Here is a 17,391-nt window from a genome sequence, read left to right as displayed (position 1 = left end):
GCTGACTGCCGCCGCCCTCCTGTCCGGAGGTGCGGCGGTTTTTTCTTGTGGCGCCTTTTATGCGCAGGCGGTGGCGCGCTCGGCCTCGGCCATGGCTTCGGCGGTGGCCTCGAGCGAGAGCAGGATCGAGGCGTGGCGGTTGCGATAGTCGCGCGCGGGTTCCAGCACGTCATAACCGTGGAAGGGGGCTCCGGGCGCAGGCCCGCTGTCACGCAACATGGCGCGCAGCGCGTCGCGCGCGGCCTCCACCTCGGGTTTTGTGCGACCAAGGATGTCCGCCCCCATCAGGGCGGCGGCGGCCTGTCCCAGCGCGCAGGCCTTCACATCCTGACCGAAGCGGGCGATCCGCCCGTCCGCCATGTCGAGATCCACCGTCACCGTCGAGCCGCAGAGCGGCGCGCGTTTGCGCAGGCTGACTTGCGGGTCCTTGAGGCGGCCGGCATGCGGAATATCGGCCGCCAGCGCCAGAATGCGCTGCGAATAGAGCTTGATCAGATCAGTGTCGCCGGACATGGGTTTCGCCTCAATCGCTGCGCTTCTATAGGTAGCGGCGTGAGGCGATTTTGCAAAGAGGAACCCCATCCCCATGGCCGAGTTCGATGCCAAGACCCTGCGTTATGACGCCAACGGCCTGATCCCTTGCATCGCGCAGGAGGCCGCGACGGGCGAGGTGCTGATGCTGGCATGGATGAATGCCGAGGCCGTCGAGTGCACGCTGGAGACGGGACGCGTGACCTATTGGAGCCGGTCGCGCGGGGCGTTCTGGGTCAAGGGTGAAAGCTCGGGCCACGTGCAGGAGCTGGTGGAGCTGCGTCTGGATTGCGACCGCGATTGCCTGCTGGCGCTGGTGCGTCAGACAGGGCCTGCTTGCCACACGAACCGGCGGGTGTGTTTCTACACGGCCGTGCGGGACGGGCAGGAAGTCGAACTGATGTCGCCCGAGTGACGGGTCGGTCGCGGGCATATTTGTGGAAAGATGAAGCCTGTCAGAGGCCGATCTTGCGGCGGATGTCCTCGGGCGTGGCGCCCTCTGCCCGGTAGGTGCGGATCGCGCGGGCATCGTCGCGCTTGGCCAGACGCTTGCCGGTATCGTCGCGGATCAGGCGGTGATGGTGGTAGATCGGGGGCGACAAACCCAATTCCCATTGCAAGAATCGTTGCACGAAGGTGGCCTCGAACAGGTCTTCGCCGCGAATGACATGGGTTACACCGCTTTGCGCATCGTCGAGGATGACCGCGAAGTGATAGCTGGCCGCCATGCCAGGACGCGCAAGGATCGGGTCGCCCACGCGCGTCAGAAGATGTTCGGCCGTGACCTCGTGCCGGCCGGCATGGGTCGGGCCGGTTTCGGTAAAGGCGGGCATGCGGGGCGGCGGGCCAACCGTTTTTGACAGATCGTAGCGCAGGGCGTCGGTCGGTTGCCGGTCGCCATAGGCACGACTGCGGCAGGTGCCGGGATAGATGCGGCCATCGGGGCCAAAGGCAGGCACGCCTTCTTGCGGGGCGGAGGCAGCGGCTTCGATATCGCGGCGCGAGCAGGTGCAGGGATAGACGGCCCCCTGTTCCGCGAGGTTATGGATCGTCTGGCTGTAATGCTCGAAATGCTCGGATTGGCGTCTTACATTGCCGTCCCAGGCAAGACCAAGCCATCGCAGATCTTCGAAGATGAGCTCCTCCCATTCCGGGCGGCAGCGCGATTGGTCGAGATCGTCGATCCGAAGCAGGAATTCACCCCCGGCCGCCCGGGCCATGTCATGGCCCAGGATGGCGGAATAGGCGTGGCCGAGGTGCAAGGGGCCTGTGGGAGACGGGGCGAAGCGGGTTCGAAACGTCATTTCAGCCGATGATCTGTGTGGCGAAGATCACGTTTCGTCTGAGGATCAAGCCGCATCGGCCCGCGTCGTTCCCAGCCACTCCTGCCAGGCGGCCTTGGCGCGGTCGGTATAGGCTTTGTAGCGGTCCTTGCGGCCGCGGCGACCTGCTTTCAGCCCTTCGACCGGCGGGAAGAGGCCGAAGTTGACGTTCATCGGCTGAAAGGTCTTGGCCTCGGCCCCACCGGTGATGTGATGGACAAGCGCGCCCATGGCGGTAACCTGCGGGACGGGTCTCAGGGTTTCGCCCCGCAATTCGGCGGCGGCGAGGCGGCCGGCCAAAAGGCCCATTGCGGCAGATTCGACATAGCCCTCGACCCCGGTGATCTGGCCCGCGAAGCGGATGTTGGGCCTTGAGCGCAAGCGCATCTGATCATCAAGCAAGGTTGGCGAGTTGATGAAGGTGTTGCGGTGGATGCCGCCAAGGCGGGCGAAACTGGCGTCTTGCAAGCCGGGGATCATCTTGAAAACAGATGTTTGCGCGCCATACTTCATCTTGGTCTGGAAGCCCACGATGTTGTAAAGCGTGCCCAGCGCATTGTCGCGGCGCAGTTGCACCACAGCCCATGGCTTGACGGTCGGGTCATGCGGATTTGTCAGGCCCACGGGTTTCATCGGTCCATGGCGCAGCGTCTCGCGGCCGCGTTCTGCCATCACTTCGATGGGCAGGCAGCCGTCGAAATAGCCAGCGGTCTCGCCCTCGTGGAACTCGGTCTTGTCGGCAGCGAGCAGCGCGTCGATGAAGGCGTCGTATTCCGTGCGCGTCATCGGGCAGTTGATATAGGCACGCTGTTCGGCCTCGGTCTCGCCCTTGTCGTAGCGCGACTGTTCCCAAGCCACGGACATGTCGATCGTGTCGGCATAGACGATGGGTGCGATGGCATCGAAAAATGCCAGACTGTCCTGTCCGGTCTGGGCCGCGATGGCCTCTGCCAATGCGCCGGAGGTCAGCGGCCCGGTGGCGATGATCGCGGGGCCATCGGGCAGGGCGGTGATCTCGCCCCCCACCACTGTGATGTTGGGATGCGCGTGCAGCCGGGCTGTCACGGCCTCGGCGAAAGGGTCGCGGTCGACGGCCAGCGCGCCGCCTGCGGGGAGGCGGTGGGCATAGGCCGTTTCCATGATGATGGAGCCCGCAGTGCGCATTTCCCAATGCAGCAGGCCAACGGCATTTTGTTCGTCGTCATCCGAGCGGAAGGAATTGGAACACACCATTTCCGCCAGCGACCCGGTGCGATGGGCGAAGGTGCCGACGGCGGGCCGCATTTCGTGCAGCGTGACTTTGATGCCGGCCTCGGCGGCCTGCCACGCGGCCTCGGAGCCGGCCATGCCGCCGCCGATGATGGTGAGGTCTTTGTATGTCATGTCGGCGGATGTAGCGCGTGAAGCTGCGGGATGCAAAGGGCCTCTCAGCCCTCTGCCCCCGGTGTGCTATCTTCCTCTTCGGCCTGATCGGCGATCCAGGCCACACTGACGACTTCTTCGCCCTTGGCGGTGTTGAACACCTTCACCCCGCCCGCGCTGCGCGAACGGAAGCTGATGCCCTCGACCGGTACCCGGATGGATTGGCCGGTCGAGGTGGCCAGCATGATCTGGTCATGGATTTCGACCGGGAAGCTTGCCACCAGCGCGCCACCGCGCATCGCCTTGTCCATCGCCATCACGCCTTGGCCGCCGCGACCGCGCACGGGGTAGTCATGGCTTGACGACAGCTTGCCCGACCCGCTGGCGGTGATGGTCAGGATCAGGTCCTCGGCTGCCGACATCTCCGCATAGCGATCGGGCGACAGTTGGCCCTCGGCGACGGCGTCCTCATCCTCGTCGGTCTCGATCTCTTCCTCGGGCGCACCGGCCATCAGGCGGCGCTGCTTAAGATAGGCGGCGCGTTCCATCGCTTCGGCCTCGAAATGGCGGATCACGGCCATCGATACGACACGGTCGCCCTCCGCCAGACGGATGCCGCGCACGCCGGTGGAATCGCGGCCCTTGAAGACCCGCACCTCGGTCGTGGGGAAGCGGATCGCGCGGCCAAGAGCCGTCACCAGCATGATGTCGTCATCTTCGGAACAGATGCGCGCGTTCACAAGGCTCACGGATCCCTCCTCGGGCAGTTTCATCGCGATCTTGCCGTTGCGCATGACATTGGTGAAATCCGACAGCGCATTGCGGCGCACGTCCCCGTCCGAGGTGGCGAAGAAGATCTGCAATTCGTCCCAATGCGCCTCGTCCCGGTCGACGGGCATGACGGCGGCGATGCCGGTGCCGGGCTCGATCGGCAAGATGTTGACGATGGCCTTGCCGCGCGACGACCGGCTGCCCAAGGGCAGGCGCCATGTCTTGAGCTTGTAGACCATGCCGCTGGTGGTGAAGACCAGAAGCGGCGTGTGCGTGTTGGCCACGAACAGCGACGTCACCACGTCGTCATCCTTGAGCGCGCCGCCCGCCACACCCTTGCCGCCGCGCTTTTGCGCGCGGAAGTCCACAAGCGGCGTGCGCTTGATGTAGCCGCCCTGCGTGATTGTGACGACCATGTCCTCGCGCTCGATCAGGTCCTCGTCGTCCATGTCGCCCGACCAGTCGGTGATCTCGGTGCGGCGGGGCACGGCGAAAAGATCCTTCACCTCGGCCAGTTCGGCCGAGATGATCGCAAGGATGCGCTCGCGCGAGCCGAGGATGTCGAGGTAATCCTTGATCTTGCCCGCAAGCTCCTGCAGCTCGTCGGTGACTTCCTTGACGCCCAGTTGCGTCAGACGCTGGAGCCGCAGATCGAGGATGGCGCGGGCCTGCACTTCGGACAGGTTGTAGGTGCCGTCCTCGTTGGCGGTATGGGTCGGGTCGTCGATCAGCTTGATAAAGGGCAGGATTTCCTCGGCGGGCCAGCGCCGGGTCATCAGTTTCTCGCGCGCCTCGCCCGCGTCGGCGGATTGGCGGATGGTGCGCACCACCTCGTCGACATTCGACACGGCCACGGCCAGACCGCAAAGCACATGCGCCCGGTCGCGCGCCTTGCGCAACTCGAACGCGGTGCGGCGCGCCACCACTTCTTCGCGGAAATCGAGAAAGGCGGTCAGGAATCCGCGCAGCGTCAGTTGTTCGGGCCGCCCCCCGTTCAGCGCCAGCATGTTGCAGCCGAAATGCGTCTGCATCTGGGTGAAGCGGAACAGCTGGTTCAGCACCACCTCGGGCGTCGCGTCACGTTTCAGCTCAATCACCACGCGCACGCCGATCCGGTCGCTCTCGTCGGCAACGGCGGAAATGCCCTCCAACTTCTTTTCGCGCACGAGATCCGCGATGCGCTCGATCATCGACGCCTTGTTCACCTGATAGGGGATTTCGTCGATGATGATGGCGTAGCGATCCTTGCGCACCTCTTCCACACGGGTCTTGGCGCGGATGATGACGCTGCCGCGCCCCTCGAGGTAGGCTTTGCGCGCGCCCGCCCGGCCGAGGATCATCGCACCGGTGGGAAAATCGGGGGCGGGGATATAGTCGATCAACTGCTCTGACGTCAGGTCGGGGTTCACGATCAGCGCCTGGCAGGCGTCGATCACCTCGCCAAGATTGTGGGGCGGGATGTTCGTCGCCATGCCGACGGCGATGCCGCCCGCGCCATTGACCAGCATGTTGGGAAAGCGCGCGGGCAGAACCGTGGGTTCTTGCTGCTTGCCGTCGTAATTGTCCTGAAAATCGACGGTGTCCTTGTCGATATCTGCCAGAAGATAGGCGGCGGGCTTGTCCATCCGCACTTCGGTGTAGCGCATGGCCGCCGGGTTATCGCCGTCCATCGAGCCGAAATTGCCCTGACCGTCCAAAAGCGGCAGCGACATGGAAAAGGGCTGCGCCATGCGCACCAGCGCGTCATAGATCGCGCTGTCGCCGTGGGGGTGATACTGGCCCATCACATCGCCCACGGGGCGGGCGGATTTGCGATAGGATTTTTCGTGGGTGTTGCCGGTTTCGTGCATGGCAAACAAGATGCGCCGGTGCACCGGTTTCAGCCCGTCGCGCAGGTCGGGGATCGCCCGGGAGATGATGACCGACATCGCGTAATCGAGGAACGAGGTCTTCATCTCGGCCGCGATATCGATCGACGGGCCGTGATGAGGCGCGCGCTCGGGGGCGTTTTCGGTATCGTTCTCAGGGGGTTCGGGGGTATCGCTCACGGGGTCCGCCTGTGTCTGTGGCCGCGTCTATATCTTGTTGCGGCGTAGTATACGTTCCCCGGATATGGGGTGCAATGGCGCAGGGCGATTGCGATTGGCAGCCACCCAGAATGATTGCCAACAGATTGTTTTTATTGATTTTTAAAATCTCTGAGGCAAGCTCGTGTCGTGGAAGAGGCAACACCAGAGGTGCCCATGAAAACGACCGAGACCGAGCTGATGCTGAAGGGCTACGGACTGACCACCGCCGAGATGGTCTACCGGATGCCCGATTACCGCAATGTTCTCAACACCTTCGTCTGGCAAGACTACGATCTTGCGCCCGATCATCCGCGCCTGTTCGAGTTCATCGAGTTCTGGCAGGGCAGCATCGAGGCGCCGCTGCATTCGGTGCGGTTTGTGCATCGCAAGATGATCTCGCCCGGCGAATGGCGCAACGTGACGGGGGAGTTCACCTACCACTAGGGCGCAACCCTTGCGCCGCGCGGGCCCGCGCGGCCGCGAGCCAGAACGCCACCAACACAAGGCTTGCGATGCCGTTCCACGATGCCATCGACAGGCCCAGCATCGACCATGGCACATCCGTGCACATTACGACCGCGCCGCCCTGGGTAGGGTCGAGCAGCGCGGAGATGTCCATCGCGCGCAGATCCTCGCCGCCGCCCGTGCAGCTGAGATTGAGCGTCCACCAGCCGCGTTCGACGCCGGTGTGCATCAGCGCGATGCCCGCACCCGTCAGCATCGCCGCAGCGCCCGCAAGGGCGACAAGGGCGTGCGGCAGGGCAAGCCCCACGCCACCAATGACGATGGCGGCGGCATGCGGCCAGCGTTGCCACAGGCACATCGCGCAAGGGGCAAGCCCGCCGATGTATTGAAAGGCAAAGGCGCCCGCCAACAGGCCCAGCGACCCCAGCGCCGCCAGCGCAATCAGATGTGTGCGTTGCATATGCCCCTCATGCTCCCAGCCATGTTCTGATCAGGCTTGCCACGGTCGCGCCCGCCACCAGCAACGTCCCGATCCAGGCCATGCCCAAGACTGCGCCGAAGATCACCAACATGCCATCGCGCTGCAACAGCCCCATCGAAACGATCACCACGGCAAAGCCCGGCACCGTGTTCGTGCCCGGCAAGGGCACGAGGATCGAAGCGCTGAACAGCACCAGCACGACTCCAACCACCTGATCCAGAGGGCGCCGCGTGAGCGCCGCAAGCCGGGGGCGGCTTACCGCCTCGATCCGGCGCAGCCAAGGTCCTGCCCGGCGGGCCAAACCCTCGAGGGTCGTCTTGGCCACCGTCCGTGTGCCCAGCTTTTGCGGCAGCCACGGTGTTTCGCGACCGAGCAGGATTTGTCCCGAGACAAACATCAGCGGCAGGGCGACGATCTGGGGCAGGCCATAAAGGAACGGGATGCAGCACGGCAGCGCCAGCACCAGCAAGAACAGTCCGAAGGCCCTCTCATGCAGCTGCTCCAGGATCCAGTCCAGCGTGACGGCGTCGCCCTGCGCGTCTTCGGCCAGTCTGTTCAGGCGTTGCGAAATCGTCAGTGGCTCACCGGCAGGTGCCGTCATTGACCTGTCTCCTCCTGTGATCCCGAACACGCTGCGTCATCACGACTCGTGGCCATCGGTAGCAAACCCGGCGTGGGCTCGCCAGCGTGCAGCGGACCGATGCCGGACACTGCTCCGCCCCTTGCGACCACGCCATGATTTGGGCTGGACGAGATACGGCGCTTTCGGTATCCGGACAAGCGTTGCCCGAGTGGCGGAATGGTAGACGCAGCGGATTCAAAATCCGCCGCCGCAAGGCTTGCCGGTTCGAGTCCGGCCTCGGGTACCACAATCATGACATATTGATCGCATCCGTTCCGATTCGTGGAACAATGGGTGGAGCGAGGCGAGGCACCTGTCCTTTTAGACAGGTCTAAGTCGCATGAAACATGGCGGAATTGTGTCTGTCGTCGCCGAGACGTGACACACTGTTTCCAGATCGTCTGCACTTGCCATGCAGTCAGACCCAAGCTCAGCACCAGGGTCCAAGCCCGCCCAGCTATCGAAAGATTGGTGGTTAACGCCAATGATACTTGATCATACCAAGGGCAGAGCGGTGGTTGGCGACGGTCTCGGCCTCATATGTTTGCCTCAACGCCTCGGCTTGCCCATGGCCGCAACTGGTCAAAAAAGCGGCACGTTTTGCATAGGTCTTAAGATATTCTCGAAACTTTTTGCTTTCTGTTCTGCACTCATTCCGGATATCAGAACGCAAGCCCAACTGGGGGGCGATGTTTGCTAAGGCCACGGGGGCGGCCGCACGACCTGCGCTTTGAAACGCGGGGACGCTATGCGCGGCGCGCGGTCATTTGGACCGACGTCTCGCATGTTCGAAAGGGATGCCTTGAGCCATCCTGAGTAGCACGCTTGTGCACTTGCGGCACGGGAACGTCTCCTTTTTTCGTGGCGGCGGTCGGGCGCGCTGCCATTTGTCTTGCAGGGATCGTTCCGCGGTTAGTCACATATAGCAGCCCGGGAGGCCGGGATTCGCGACGCCGGACCGGCGCCGAAAGCGGGAGATACGACCATGACCTTGTTTTTCACGAGCAAAACTGCTTCGATTTCTGGCCGGATGTTCACCGACACCAATGGCGACAACAGCGAATTCAACGCTGCTGGCGGCTTCGAGGTCGGCATCGGCGGACAGACGGTTCAGTTGCTCGATGCGCACGGTCGTGTCGTCAAGACGACGCATACCGACAACTTCGGCAATTACAGCTTCTCCAATCTGGCCAAGGGCGACTATTTCGTGAAGTTCCCCACCCAGACAAATACGGGAACGCTGGTCCAAAAGGATGCCGCGGATTTCACCGCTGACAGCGATGCTAACGTGACGACCGGGATCACAGACCGCATCCACCTGGCCCAGGGGCAGAAGCTGCGTGAGGTCGACGCGGGCTACGCCGACCCCATGACATCCGCCATTCTCGGCCGTGTGTTCAATGACACAAACGGAGATGACACGGAATTCACTGATGGCGGCGGCTTTGAGCCTGGCATCGAAGGTGTGAGCGTCCAGCTGCTTGATCGGTCCGGAAACGTGGTTCAGTCCACCCAGACCGATGCTTTCGGTCTCTACAGTTTTCAGGGGCTTGCGGCGGGTGATTACGTCGTGAAGTTCCCGACCGAACTGGGTAAACTGGGGCTGGTTGCCAAGGATGTCGGAGATTTCACCGGTGACAGCGACGCGGATGTGACGTCCGGATTGACGGATGTGGTTCACCTGGGGTTCGGCACCGTTCTAGCCGAAGTCGACGCTGGTTACCGGTCCGACGTCACCGCTGACTTCATCGTCGAGGGCACGTCCGGCGCCGATTTGATCGACGCGGCCTACACCGGCGACCCCGATGGCGACATGATCGACGCGGGCGACAATGCCACCGGCGGCGACGAGGATGTCGTGGATGCGGGCGCGGGCGATGATACGGTTCTTGCCGGCGCGGCGGACGACACCGTCTTCGGCGGTTCGGGCGACGACAGCATCGACGGCGGCGCGGGCAATGACGTGATTTTCGGCGATCAGTCGTTGGGGCTGGCCGACGGCAACACGGCGAGTGTCCGCGAGAGCCTGAACTGGAGCCTTGTGGATGACCCCAACGGCCCCAACCCGATCGACAATGGCGATCCGATTGACGGGTTCACCCAAAACACCGGCAGTGTGAACGTCACCTTCAAGGTGCTGCACCCTAATGGCCACGTGCTGAACCAGTTCGAGAACACGGCCCAGAACATCGCCGGTATCGACAGCGGATCCGAGACAATCAACGCGACCAGCTCGTTCTATTCCGAGACGCGCGGCAAAGGGAATTCGGAAAGCTACGAGCTTGGCTTCTCGACGCCGGTCGAAAACGTGTCATTCCGCATCAACGACATTGACGGCGATGGCGTGGTGCGGGTGCAGGCCTTCGACGCAGCCGGCAACCCGATCGAGATCGAACTGACCGCGGGCAACCGGATCACGCTTCTGGACACCGATGCCGTGCCGGGTGTGGACACCGCGGATTCGAACGGTGGCTATCTCGAGGATACCGCGCCGGAATATTCGCTCCTGGTCGAGATCCCCGGCCCGGTGGCGCGCATCGTCATCACCCACAGCCAGAACGGCTTCAACAATTCGGGCGTCAACGTCACCGACGTGTTCTTTGATGTGCCGGTGGTGGCCGATCCCGAAGGGCCGGGCAACGACACGCTCGTGGGCGGTGCCGGCGACGACCTGATATTTGGCGAGACAGGCAACGACTCGATCCTCGGCGGCACGGGCAACGACACGCTGTATGGCGATGACGCGCCCGTGGGCACGCCGATCGGGCCGAACCTGATCGTAAACGGGTCCTTCGAGGACACGACGGGGATGACGCCGACCTTCTACGGGTTTGTCGCCGTCAATGGCGTGATCCCCGGCTGGACCGACACCAGCGGCAACGAGATCGACGTCCACAACGACAGCCGCGACGGTCAGGTGGCCACCGACGGCAACAACTGGCTCGACCTTGAGGCCAGCCCCGGCAACAACCGCATCGGCCAGAACGTCGCGGGTGTGCAGGACGGCCTATCCTATCGCCTGACCTTCGATGTCAGCGACAGCCAGTTCCTGACCTCGATCGACGGGCCGGACGAGAACCTCGTCAATGTCTACTGGGGCGGCCAACTGATCGCGACCATCGACCCCAGCAATGTCGGCGAGAGCGATTTCGAAACCATCACGCTCGACCTGATCGGCGGTGCGGGCAACGGGTCCAACCGGCTTGAATTCGAAGGTCTGGGCCGTGAAGACGCGTTTGGCGCAGCGATCGACAATGTAAGCCTTGTGCAACTGTCGCAGGCGACCGGCCCGGCGGGCAATGACACCATCTTCGGCGATGACGGCGATGACGTGATCTTTGGTCAGGGCGGCGATGACAGCCTTGTGGGTGGCATGGGCAACGATGTGCTGGATGGCGGCGACGGCAACGACACGCTGATCGGCGGCAACGGTGACGACACCGTTCTGGGTGGTTCGGGCGACGACATCCTGCGCGGCAACGAAGGCAACGACTTCCTCGACGGTGGCGAAGGCAACGACTCGATGGGTGGTGCCGAGGGCAACGATACCCTGCTCGGCGGCGCGGGGAATGACACCCTCAACGGCGGCTCGGGCGATGACGTGCTTGACGGCGGCACCGGCAACAACAGCATCACCGGCGGGTCGGGCAACGACTGGATCGTGGCGCTCGAGGGCAACAACACAATCAATGCCGGGATCGATGGCACGCCGGATCGCGGATTCCCCTTCTTCGGGTTTGCCGACAGCGATCCGAACGATGACCGCGATACGGTCCTCACCGGCTTTGGCGATGACCTGATCAGCACCGGAGATGATAACGACATCATCACCTCGTTGGGTGGCAACAACACTATCGACGCCGGTTATGACGACGACAGCATCACCACCGGCGATGGGGATGACCTGATCATCTCGGGCGAGGGGTCGGACACGGTCTTTGCCGGTGGCGGCAACGACACGATCTACGGCGGTCTTGGCTCGTCGGTGCCCGACAGCTTCAACGTCATCGACTTCGATCTCGACGGCAACCCGGTCGACCCGATCCGCGACAACGGCCGGGATTTCCTCGACGGCGGCGACGGCGACGACCTGATCTTTGGCGAGGATGACGACGATACGATCTATGGTGGTGCCGGAAACGACACGCTGGACGGTGGCATCGACAATGACCTGATCTTTGGTGGCGATGGTGATGACCTGATCATCGGTGGCCAGGGTGCCGACACGATGGACGGTGGGTTCGGAAACGACACCTTCAAGATCGGGCTCTATACCGATCCGCTGACGGGCGACGTCTATGCCGAAGGTGCCGGCGATGTGATCATCGGCGGCGAAGATCCTGACGGCAAGGATGTCGACGTGCTCGACCTGTCCGGTGCTGGCCCGCTCAAGATCATCTTCGACGATGCGATCGACCCCACCGGCACCCCGGGCGAATCCGGCAAGGTCATCTTCTACAAGGATGCCGCCCAGACCCAGATCGCGGGCGAGTTGATCTTCAAGGAAATCGAGAACGTCATCCCCTGCTTCACTCCCGGCACGCTGATCGCGACGCCGCGTGGCGAGGTGCCGGTGGAGAACCTGCGCGTCGGTGACCGGGTTATCACCCGCGACAACGGCATCCAGGAAATCCGCTGGGTCGGCACCCGGACGCTCGACCGGTCGGAACTGGCGCAGAACCCGAACTTCAAGCCGATCCTGATAAAGAAGGGAAGCCTCGGCCATGGCCTTCCGGAACGCGACATGGTCGTGTCGCCGCAGCACCGGCTTCTGATCGCCAACCAGATGACCGAGCTGTACTTCAACGAAACCGAGGTTCTGGTTCCGGCCAAGCATCTGTTGAACAAATGGGGCATCTCGCAGCTCGAAACGCTGCGGACGACCTACATCCACTTCATGTTCGACCAGCACGAAGTGGTCTTGTCCAACGGGTCCTGGACCGAAAGCTTCCAGCCGGGCGAGCAGACGATGAGCGACATGGGCGAACACGTCCGGTCGGAAATCTTCGCGCTCTTCCCCGACTTGAGGACCAAGGACGGGATCGAGAACTACGCCGCCGCGCGCCGGTCCCTCAAGGCGCACGAGGCTCAACTGCTGCAGCTCTGAGCCCTGCGGCCCGGGTCTCCGGGTGCCTGCGCGGGCGAGGAAAAGGGAAAAGGGGCGGCCTGCAAGGGCCGCCCCTTTTTCATGCCGGGCGGGTCGCGCGCCAGGCCGCCCAGGCTTCGGGCGTGTCGAGATCGACCACCGCCCGGTCATCGGCCAGTGGCAGAAGATGCACGCGCGCAGCCTCGCGTGTCAGGATGGATTTCGCGCCGGTATCACCGGTCAGGCGGGCCAGATCGGGCAGAAGATCGGCCGGAAACAGGACCGGGTGACCGGGTGTGCCGTCCTTGGTCGCGGCGCGCAGGATCGCCTTGGGGGATTGCGCGGCAAGGCTGACCATCAGGTATAGATCGTTGGCCGTGATCTCGGGCATGTCTGCCAAGGCCAAGAGCACCGGGCCGGACAGCCCGTTCACGCCCGCGCGGATGGATGCGGCCATGCCATCGGCATCTTCTGCCTCGACGATCTCCACCGCCAGCACGTCCAGCGCTGCGCGGCGCAGGGGTTGGACCGGGCCCAGCACCACGCGCACCGGCGCGCCCGCCTTGACCGCGCGCCCGGCCATTAGGCGGATCAATGGCAGGCCGCCCACATCCTCCATCAGCTTGTCGCGGCCCCTCATGCGCGAGGAACTGCCCGCGGCCAGCAACACGATGGTGGGGGCCGGCACGGTCTCAGGCCCGCATCCGTGGATCATCCCATAGCGGCGCCGTCACCACGCGGGCCGGTCGCCGCTCGCCCAAGATCTCGATCTCGACGGCCAGCCCCTCGGCGATGCGGTCGGCAGGCAAAAAGCCCATGGCGACCGATTTCCCAGACCCATGCGCATACCCGCCCGAGGTGCAGAAGCCCACAACCGCATCCTCCAGCCAGATCGGCTCGTAGGCCACCACATCGGCATCGCCCGCCGCGACGACGAATTGCGCCAGCCGCCGGGCCGGGGGGCTTGCCCGCTCGGCCTCGGCGGCCGCGCGCCCGATGAAATCGGTGTTCTTCTTCCAAGCGATGAACCGGTCGAGGCCGGTCTCGGCGGGGGTGTAATCGGGCGAATATTCCCGCATCCACGAGCCGAAGAACCGGTCAAGACGGAGCGACATCATCGCGCGCATCCCGAATGGCTTGATCCCGAATTCCTGCCCCTTGTCCCACAAGAGCCGCCACAGCGCGCGGACCTCCATCGCGTCGACGTAGATCTCGTAGCCCAGATCGCCGGTGTAGCTCACGCGTTGCACGATGGCGTCCGACAGGCCGATGGGCAGGCGACGCACGTCCATGAAACGGAACGCCTCGGGCGCGACATCGGCACGGGTGACGGCCGCCAGCAGATCGCGCGCGCGGGGCCCTGCAATCTGGAACCCGCTGCGGCTGTCCGAGATGTTCGTGACCTGAACATCGCCCTGCAACCATTTGTCGAACCAGCGCAAATGGTAATCTTGCGCACCATAGCTTGCGGTCAGTTGGAACTCGGTTTCCGACAGGCAGGAGACGGTGAAATCGCCGATGATCTTGCCTTTTTCCGACAGCATCGGCGTCAGCGACAACCGGCCCGGCGCGGGGATGCGGCCCGCCATCACCCGGTCGAGCCAGGCCCGCGCATCCGATCCCGTCACGCGGTATTTGCCAAAGTTCTGCAGCTCGTTGATGCCGACCGAGTTGCGCACGGCCTGCACCTCGCGCGCGGTGGCCTGCCATGCGTTGGAGCGTCGAAAACTCGGCGTCTCGTAGCGCGCCTCGCCGTCGGTGGCGAAGTAATTGACCACCTCCAGCCCGTATTGCTGGCCCCAGACCGCGCCCATGGCGTCGAACGTGTCATACATCGGCGTCGTGCGATGGGGACGGGCGGCGGGTTTTTCCTCGTTGGGATAGACCACGGAAAACCGCGTCTGGTAGTTCTCGATCACCTTGGGCAGCGTGTAGCCCGGCCCGATCCAGCGCCCGAAACGGGCGACATCCATCGCCATCACGTCGCGCTCGCATTCGCCCTCGACCATCCATTGCGCCAGCATCAGGCCCACGCCGCCGCCTTGCGAAAAGCCCGCCATCACGCCGCAGGCCGACCAGTAGTTGCGCAGCCCCGGCACCGGGCCCACCAGAGGGTTGCCGTCGGGGGCGAAGGTGAAGGGGCCGTGGATCACCGATTTCACGCCCGCGCGTTCCAACACGGGGAATCGGCGGTAGGCAAACTCGATGCTGGCCTCGATCTTGTCGAAATCATCGGGCAAAAGCTCGTGGCCGAAGCCCCATGGTGTGCCATCGACGGCCCAGGGGCGGCAGGGTTGCTCATAGAAGCCGATGCACAGACCGCGCCCCTCTTGCCTCAGATAGCTTTCGCCGGCGGGGTCCATCACATGCGGATGCTCGCCCCCTGCATCGAGCATGGCCATGATCTCGGGCACATCCTCGGTCACGATATACTGGTGTTCCATCGGGTGCAGCGGCAGGTAGCAGCCCGCCATCGCCGCCACCTCGCGCGCCCAGAGGCCTGCCGCATTGACCACATGTTCGGCGTGGATGGTGCCCTTGTCGGTCACAACGTCCCATGTGCCGTCGGGGCGGGGATTGGTTGCGATCACCTTGGTATGCAGCACGATCTCTGCCCCGCCCATCCGCGCGGCGCGTGCATAGGCGTGGGTCGTGCCGGAAGGGTCCAGATGCCCGTCGAGAGGATCATAAAGCGCGCCGAGGATGCCGTCGGTGTTCGTGATGGGCGAGAGCTTGCGGATTTCCTCGGGGCCGATGATCGCGGTGTCGTTGCCCATGGTGCGGTGTTTCGCGCGCTCGGCCTTGAGCATGTCGAAGCGTTCGGGCGTGTCGGCCAGCGTGATGCCGCCGACATGGTGCAGACCGCAAGACATGCCTGTCAGCGCCTCTAGCTCGCGGTAGAGGCGGATGGTGTAGCCCTGCAGCGCGGCCATGTTGGTGTCGCCGTTGAGCGTGTGGAACCCGCCGGCCGCATGCCATGTGGACCCGCTGGTCAGTTCCGAGCGCTCAAGCAGCATCACGTCCGACCATCCCATCTTGGTCAGATGATAGGCGGCCGAGCAGCCGACGACCCCGCCCCCGATGATGCAGACCCGTGTGGTGGTTTTCATGTCAGCCTCCGCCTGTGTTCGCGGGCATCAAAGGCGCGCACCCCGGCCGGTTCATGTCAGAAAGCGACATCGGCTGGCGCGCTTGAACCGCCCGGCTCAGCCCAGTTTCCGGACCTTGAGGCGTGTCAGCCGGTTGCGGTCGCGTTCGGCGACCTCGAACCGGAAGCCATGGAAGCTGAAGCATTGGCCCACCACGGGGATGGTCTGTGCCTCGTGGATGACAAGGCCCGCGACCGTGTTGGCCTCTTCGTCGGGCAGGGTGAAATCGGTCGCGCGGTTGAAGTCGCGGATCGTCATTGACCCGTCGATCAGATAGTTGCCATCGGGCGCCGGTGTCAGCTCCGGGGCCTCTTTGACGTCGAATTCATCGGTGATCTCGCCCACGATTTCCTCGAGGATGTCCTCGAGCGTGATGAGACCGCGCAGCGCGCCGTATTCATCGACCACCAGCGCGAAATGCGTGTGACGGCGCAGGAACTGGCGCAGCTGGTCGTCAAGCGTGGTGGTCTCGGGGATGAAATAGGGTTTCACCGCCACATCCATGATCTTGAAGCCCGAGATGCCCGGTGCATCCTCGCCGCGGGTCAGGCGGTCGACGGCGCGCAAAAGGTCCTTGGCATGGACAAGACCGATGACGTTTTCCGGCTCGCCCTTGAAGACCGGCAGACGGGTGTGGGGCGATCGCAGCGCCTGGCTCAGGATCACCTCAGGGTCGGCCTCGCCGTCGATCATCTCGATGCCGGAGCGGTGGAGCATGATTTCCTCGACCGTGCGCTCATGCAGGTCGAGCGCGCCCAGCAGGCGGTCGCGCTGTTCCTTTTCGACCGTGCCTTCGGAATGGCCGATCGACAGCGCGCCCATGATTTCCTCGTGTACCGACAGCATGTTGGCGCTGGCGTCGATCTTGACGCCGAAGATGCGCAGCACGCCACGCACGATCAGGCGCACGATCGCCACGACCGGGGCCATGACGGCAATGACCAGCCCGATGGGCCGCGCTGCGCGCGCCGCCGTCCGCTCGGGGTCGTTGATGGCGTAGGTCTTTGGCAGGACCTCGGAAAAGATCAGGACAAGCGCGGTCATCACCAGCGTGGCGATGGCCACGCCGCCTTCGCCGACAATGGCGGTGAAGAGCACCGTCGCCAGCGAGGTGGCCAGGATGTTGACCAGGTTGTTGCCCAGCAAGATGCCGCCGATCAGCCGCTCGCTGTCTTCCTTGAGCACCAGCGCGCGCTGCGCGCCTTTCGCGGCCCCGTCGGAGCGATCGGCCATCGCGCGCAGCTTGCCGCGCGAAGCTGCCGTCAGGGCCGTTTCAGACCCCGAGAAGATGCCCGAGCAGACGAGCAGCACAAAGATCACGGCGGCCGTGATCCATGTCGAGGGGTCGGCCAGTGCGGCCGCGGTATCTGTCATCGTGGAGGGTTCCATGGCTTGGTTATGGAGTGTGGCGCGCGTTGCTGCAAGATGGCGTGCTTGCGCCCGACGGTCGATGTTGCAGGGGGGCTCTGCCCCCAACGGCCTGCGGCCGTTGCCCCGGGATATTTGCAAAACGAAGAAGGGCGCGCGCGGCGC

General features: G+C 64.0%; 12 protein-coding genes and 1 tRNA gene. 4 read left to right on the top strand and 9 right to left on the bottom strand.

The window, feature by feature from the left end; translation table 11 throughout:
* Positions 1 to 57 precede the first annotated feature (57 nt).
* Positions 58 to 513 (bottom strand): iron-sulfur cluster assembly scaffold protein, encoded by a 456-nt coding sequence (locus tag C7455_RS03800; RefSeq protein WP_109665566.1) that lies wholly within the window; start codon positions 511 to 513, stop codon positions 58 to 60.
* 73 nt (positions 514 to 586) lie between these two features.
* Here C7455_RS03800 and hisI point away from each other — a divergent pair, with 73 nt between their 5' ends.
* A complete protein-coding gene (gene hisI / locus C7455_RS03795) occupies positions 587 to 946 on the top strand; it encodes a phosphoribosyl-AMP cyclohydrolase (RefSeq protein WP_109665563.1) in 360 nt (119 codons plus the stop codon).
* Positions 947 to 986: 40 nt separating this feature from the next.
* Here the strand turns inward: hisI and gluQRS are convergent, their stop codons facing one another.
* Genes gluQRS through gyrA form a run of 3 tightly spaced genes read right to left on the bottom strand, consistent with a single transcriptional unit; the run spans position 987 to position 6,034 of the window.
* Complete coding sequence (gluQRS, locus tag C7455_RS03790) at positions 987 to 1,835, bottom strand: tRNA glutamyl-Q(34) synthetase GluQRS (protein WP_109665560.1); 849 nt, start codon at positions 1,833 to 1,835, stop codon at positions 987 to 989.
* Between the two features lie 45 nt (positions 1,836 to 1,880).
* Positions 1,881 to 3,236, bottom strand: coding sequence for a methylenetetrahydrofolate--tRNA-(uracil(54)-C(5))-methyltransferase (FADH(2)-oxidizing) TrmFO (gene trmFO, locus C7455_RS03785; RefSeq protein ID WP_109665557.1), 1,356 nt, complete (start codon positions 3,234 to 3,236; stop codon positions 1,881 to 1,883).
* A 44-nt stretch (positions 3,237 to 3,280) separates the two neighbouring features.
* Complete coding sequence (gene gyrA / locus C7455_RS03780) at positions 3,281 to 6,034, bottom strand: DNA gyrase subunit A (RefSeq protein ID WP_109665554.1); 2,754 nt, start codon at positions 6,032 to 6,034, stop codon at positions 3,281 to 3,283.
* Positions 6,035 to 6,229: 195 nt separating this feature from the next.
* On the opposite strand from gyrA, the gene C7455_RS03775 reads away from it, so the two are divergent.
* Complete coding sequence (locus C7455_RS03775; RefSeq protein WP_109665551.1) at positions 6,230 to 6,499, top strand: usg protein; 270 nt, start codon at positions 6,230 to 6,232, stop codon at positions 6,497 to 6,499.
* Here the strand turns inward: C7455_RS03775 and C7455_RS03770 are convergent.
* The gene (locus C7455_RS03770; RefSeq protein WP_109665549.1) at positions 6,486 to 6,980 is read right to left on the bottom strand and encodes a disulfide bond formation protein B; all 495 of its coding nucleotides are present in this window, start codon (positions 6,978 to 6,980) and stop codon (positions 6,486 to 6,488) included. The two genes, C7455_RS03775 and C7455_RS03770, sit on opposite strands and share 14 nt — an antisense overlap.
* A gap of 7 nt (positions 6,981 to 6,987) precedes the next feature.
* Entirely contained in the window at positions 6,988 to 7,602 is a 615-nt protein-coding gene (locus tag C7455_RS03765) for an exopolysaccharide biosynthesis protein (protein WP_109665546.1), read from the bottom strand.
* 184 nt (positions 7,603 to 7,786) lie between these two features.
* Between C7455_RS03765 and C7455_RS03760 the strand changes: the two genes are divergently transcribed.
* Together C7455_RS03760 and C7455_RS03755 are read left to right on the top strand one after the other, a co-directional pair.
* A tRNA-Leu gene (locus tag C7455_RS03760) sits at positions 7,787 to 7,870 on the top strand.
* A gap of 738 nt (positions 7,871 to 8,608) precedes the next feature.
* Complete coding sequence (locus C7455_RS03755; RefSeq protein ID WP_109665543.1) at positions 8,609 to 12,730, top strand: Hint domain-containing protein; 4,122 nt, start codon at positions 8,609 to 8,611, stop codon at positions 12,728 to 12,730.
* Positions 12,731 to 12,809: 79 nt separating this feature from the next.
* Here C7455_RS03755 and C7455_RS03750 read toward each other — a convergent pair whose 3' ends face one another.
* The 3 genes from C7455_RS03750 to C7455_RS03740 form a co-directional block, all read right to left on the bottom strand.
* A complete protein-coding gene (locus C7455_RS03750) occupies positions 12,810 to 13,424 on the bottom strand; it encodes a nucleotidyltransferase family protein (protein ID WP_109665540.1) in 615 nt (204 codons plus the stop codon).
* Positions 13,402 to 15,819 (bottom strand): GcvT family protein, encoded by a 2,418-nt coding sequence (locus C7455_RS03745; protein WP_109665538.1) that lies wholly within the window; start codon positions 15,817 to 15,819, stop codon positions 13,402 to 13,404. The genes C7455_RS03750 and C7455_RS03745 overlap by 23 nt, the downstream gene beginning before the upstream one ends.
* 96 nt (positions 15,820 to 15,915) lie before the next feature.
* The gene (locus C7455_RS03740; protein WP_109666159.1) at positions 15,916 to 17,232 is read right to left on the bottom strand and encodes an HlyC/CorC family transporter; all 1,317 of its coding nucleotides are present in this window, start codon (positions 17,230 to 17,232) and stop codon (positions 15,916 to 15,918) included.
* Between the last annotated feature and the right edge of the window lie 159 nt (positions 17,233 to 17,391).

The sequence above is a fragment of the Roseicyclus mahoneyensis genome (assembly GCF_003148775.1).
Taxonomy (GTDB): Bacteria; Pseudomonadota; Alphaproteobacteria; order Rhodobacterales; family Rhodobacteraceae; genus Roseicyclus; species Roseicyclus mahoneyensis.
Note: the sequence above shows the minus strand (reverse complement) of the source record. Positions and strands in the feature narration are given on the sequence as shown.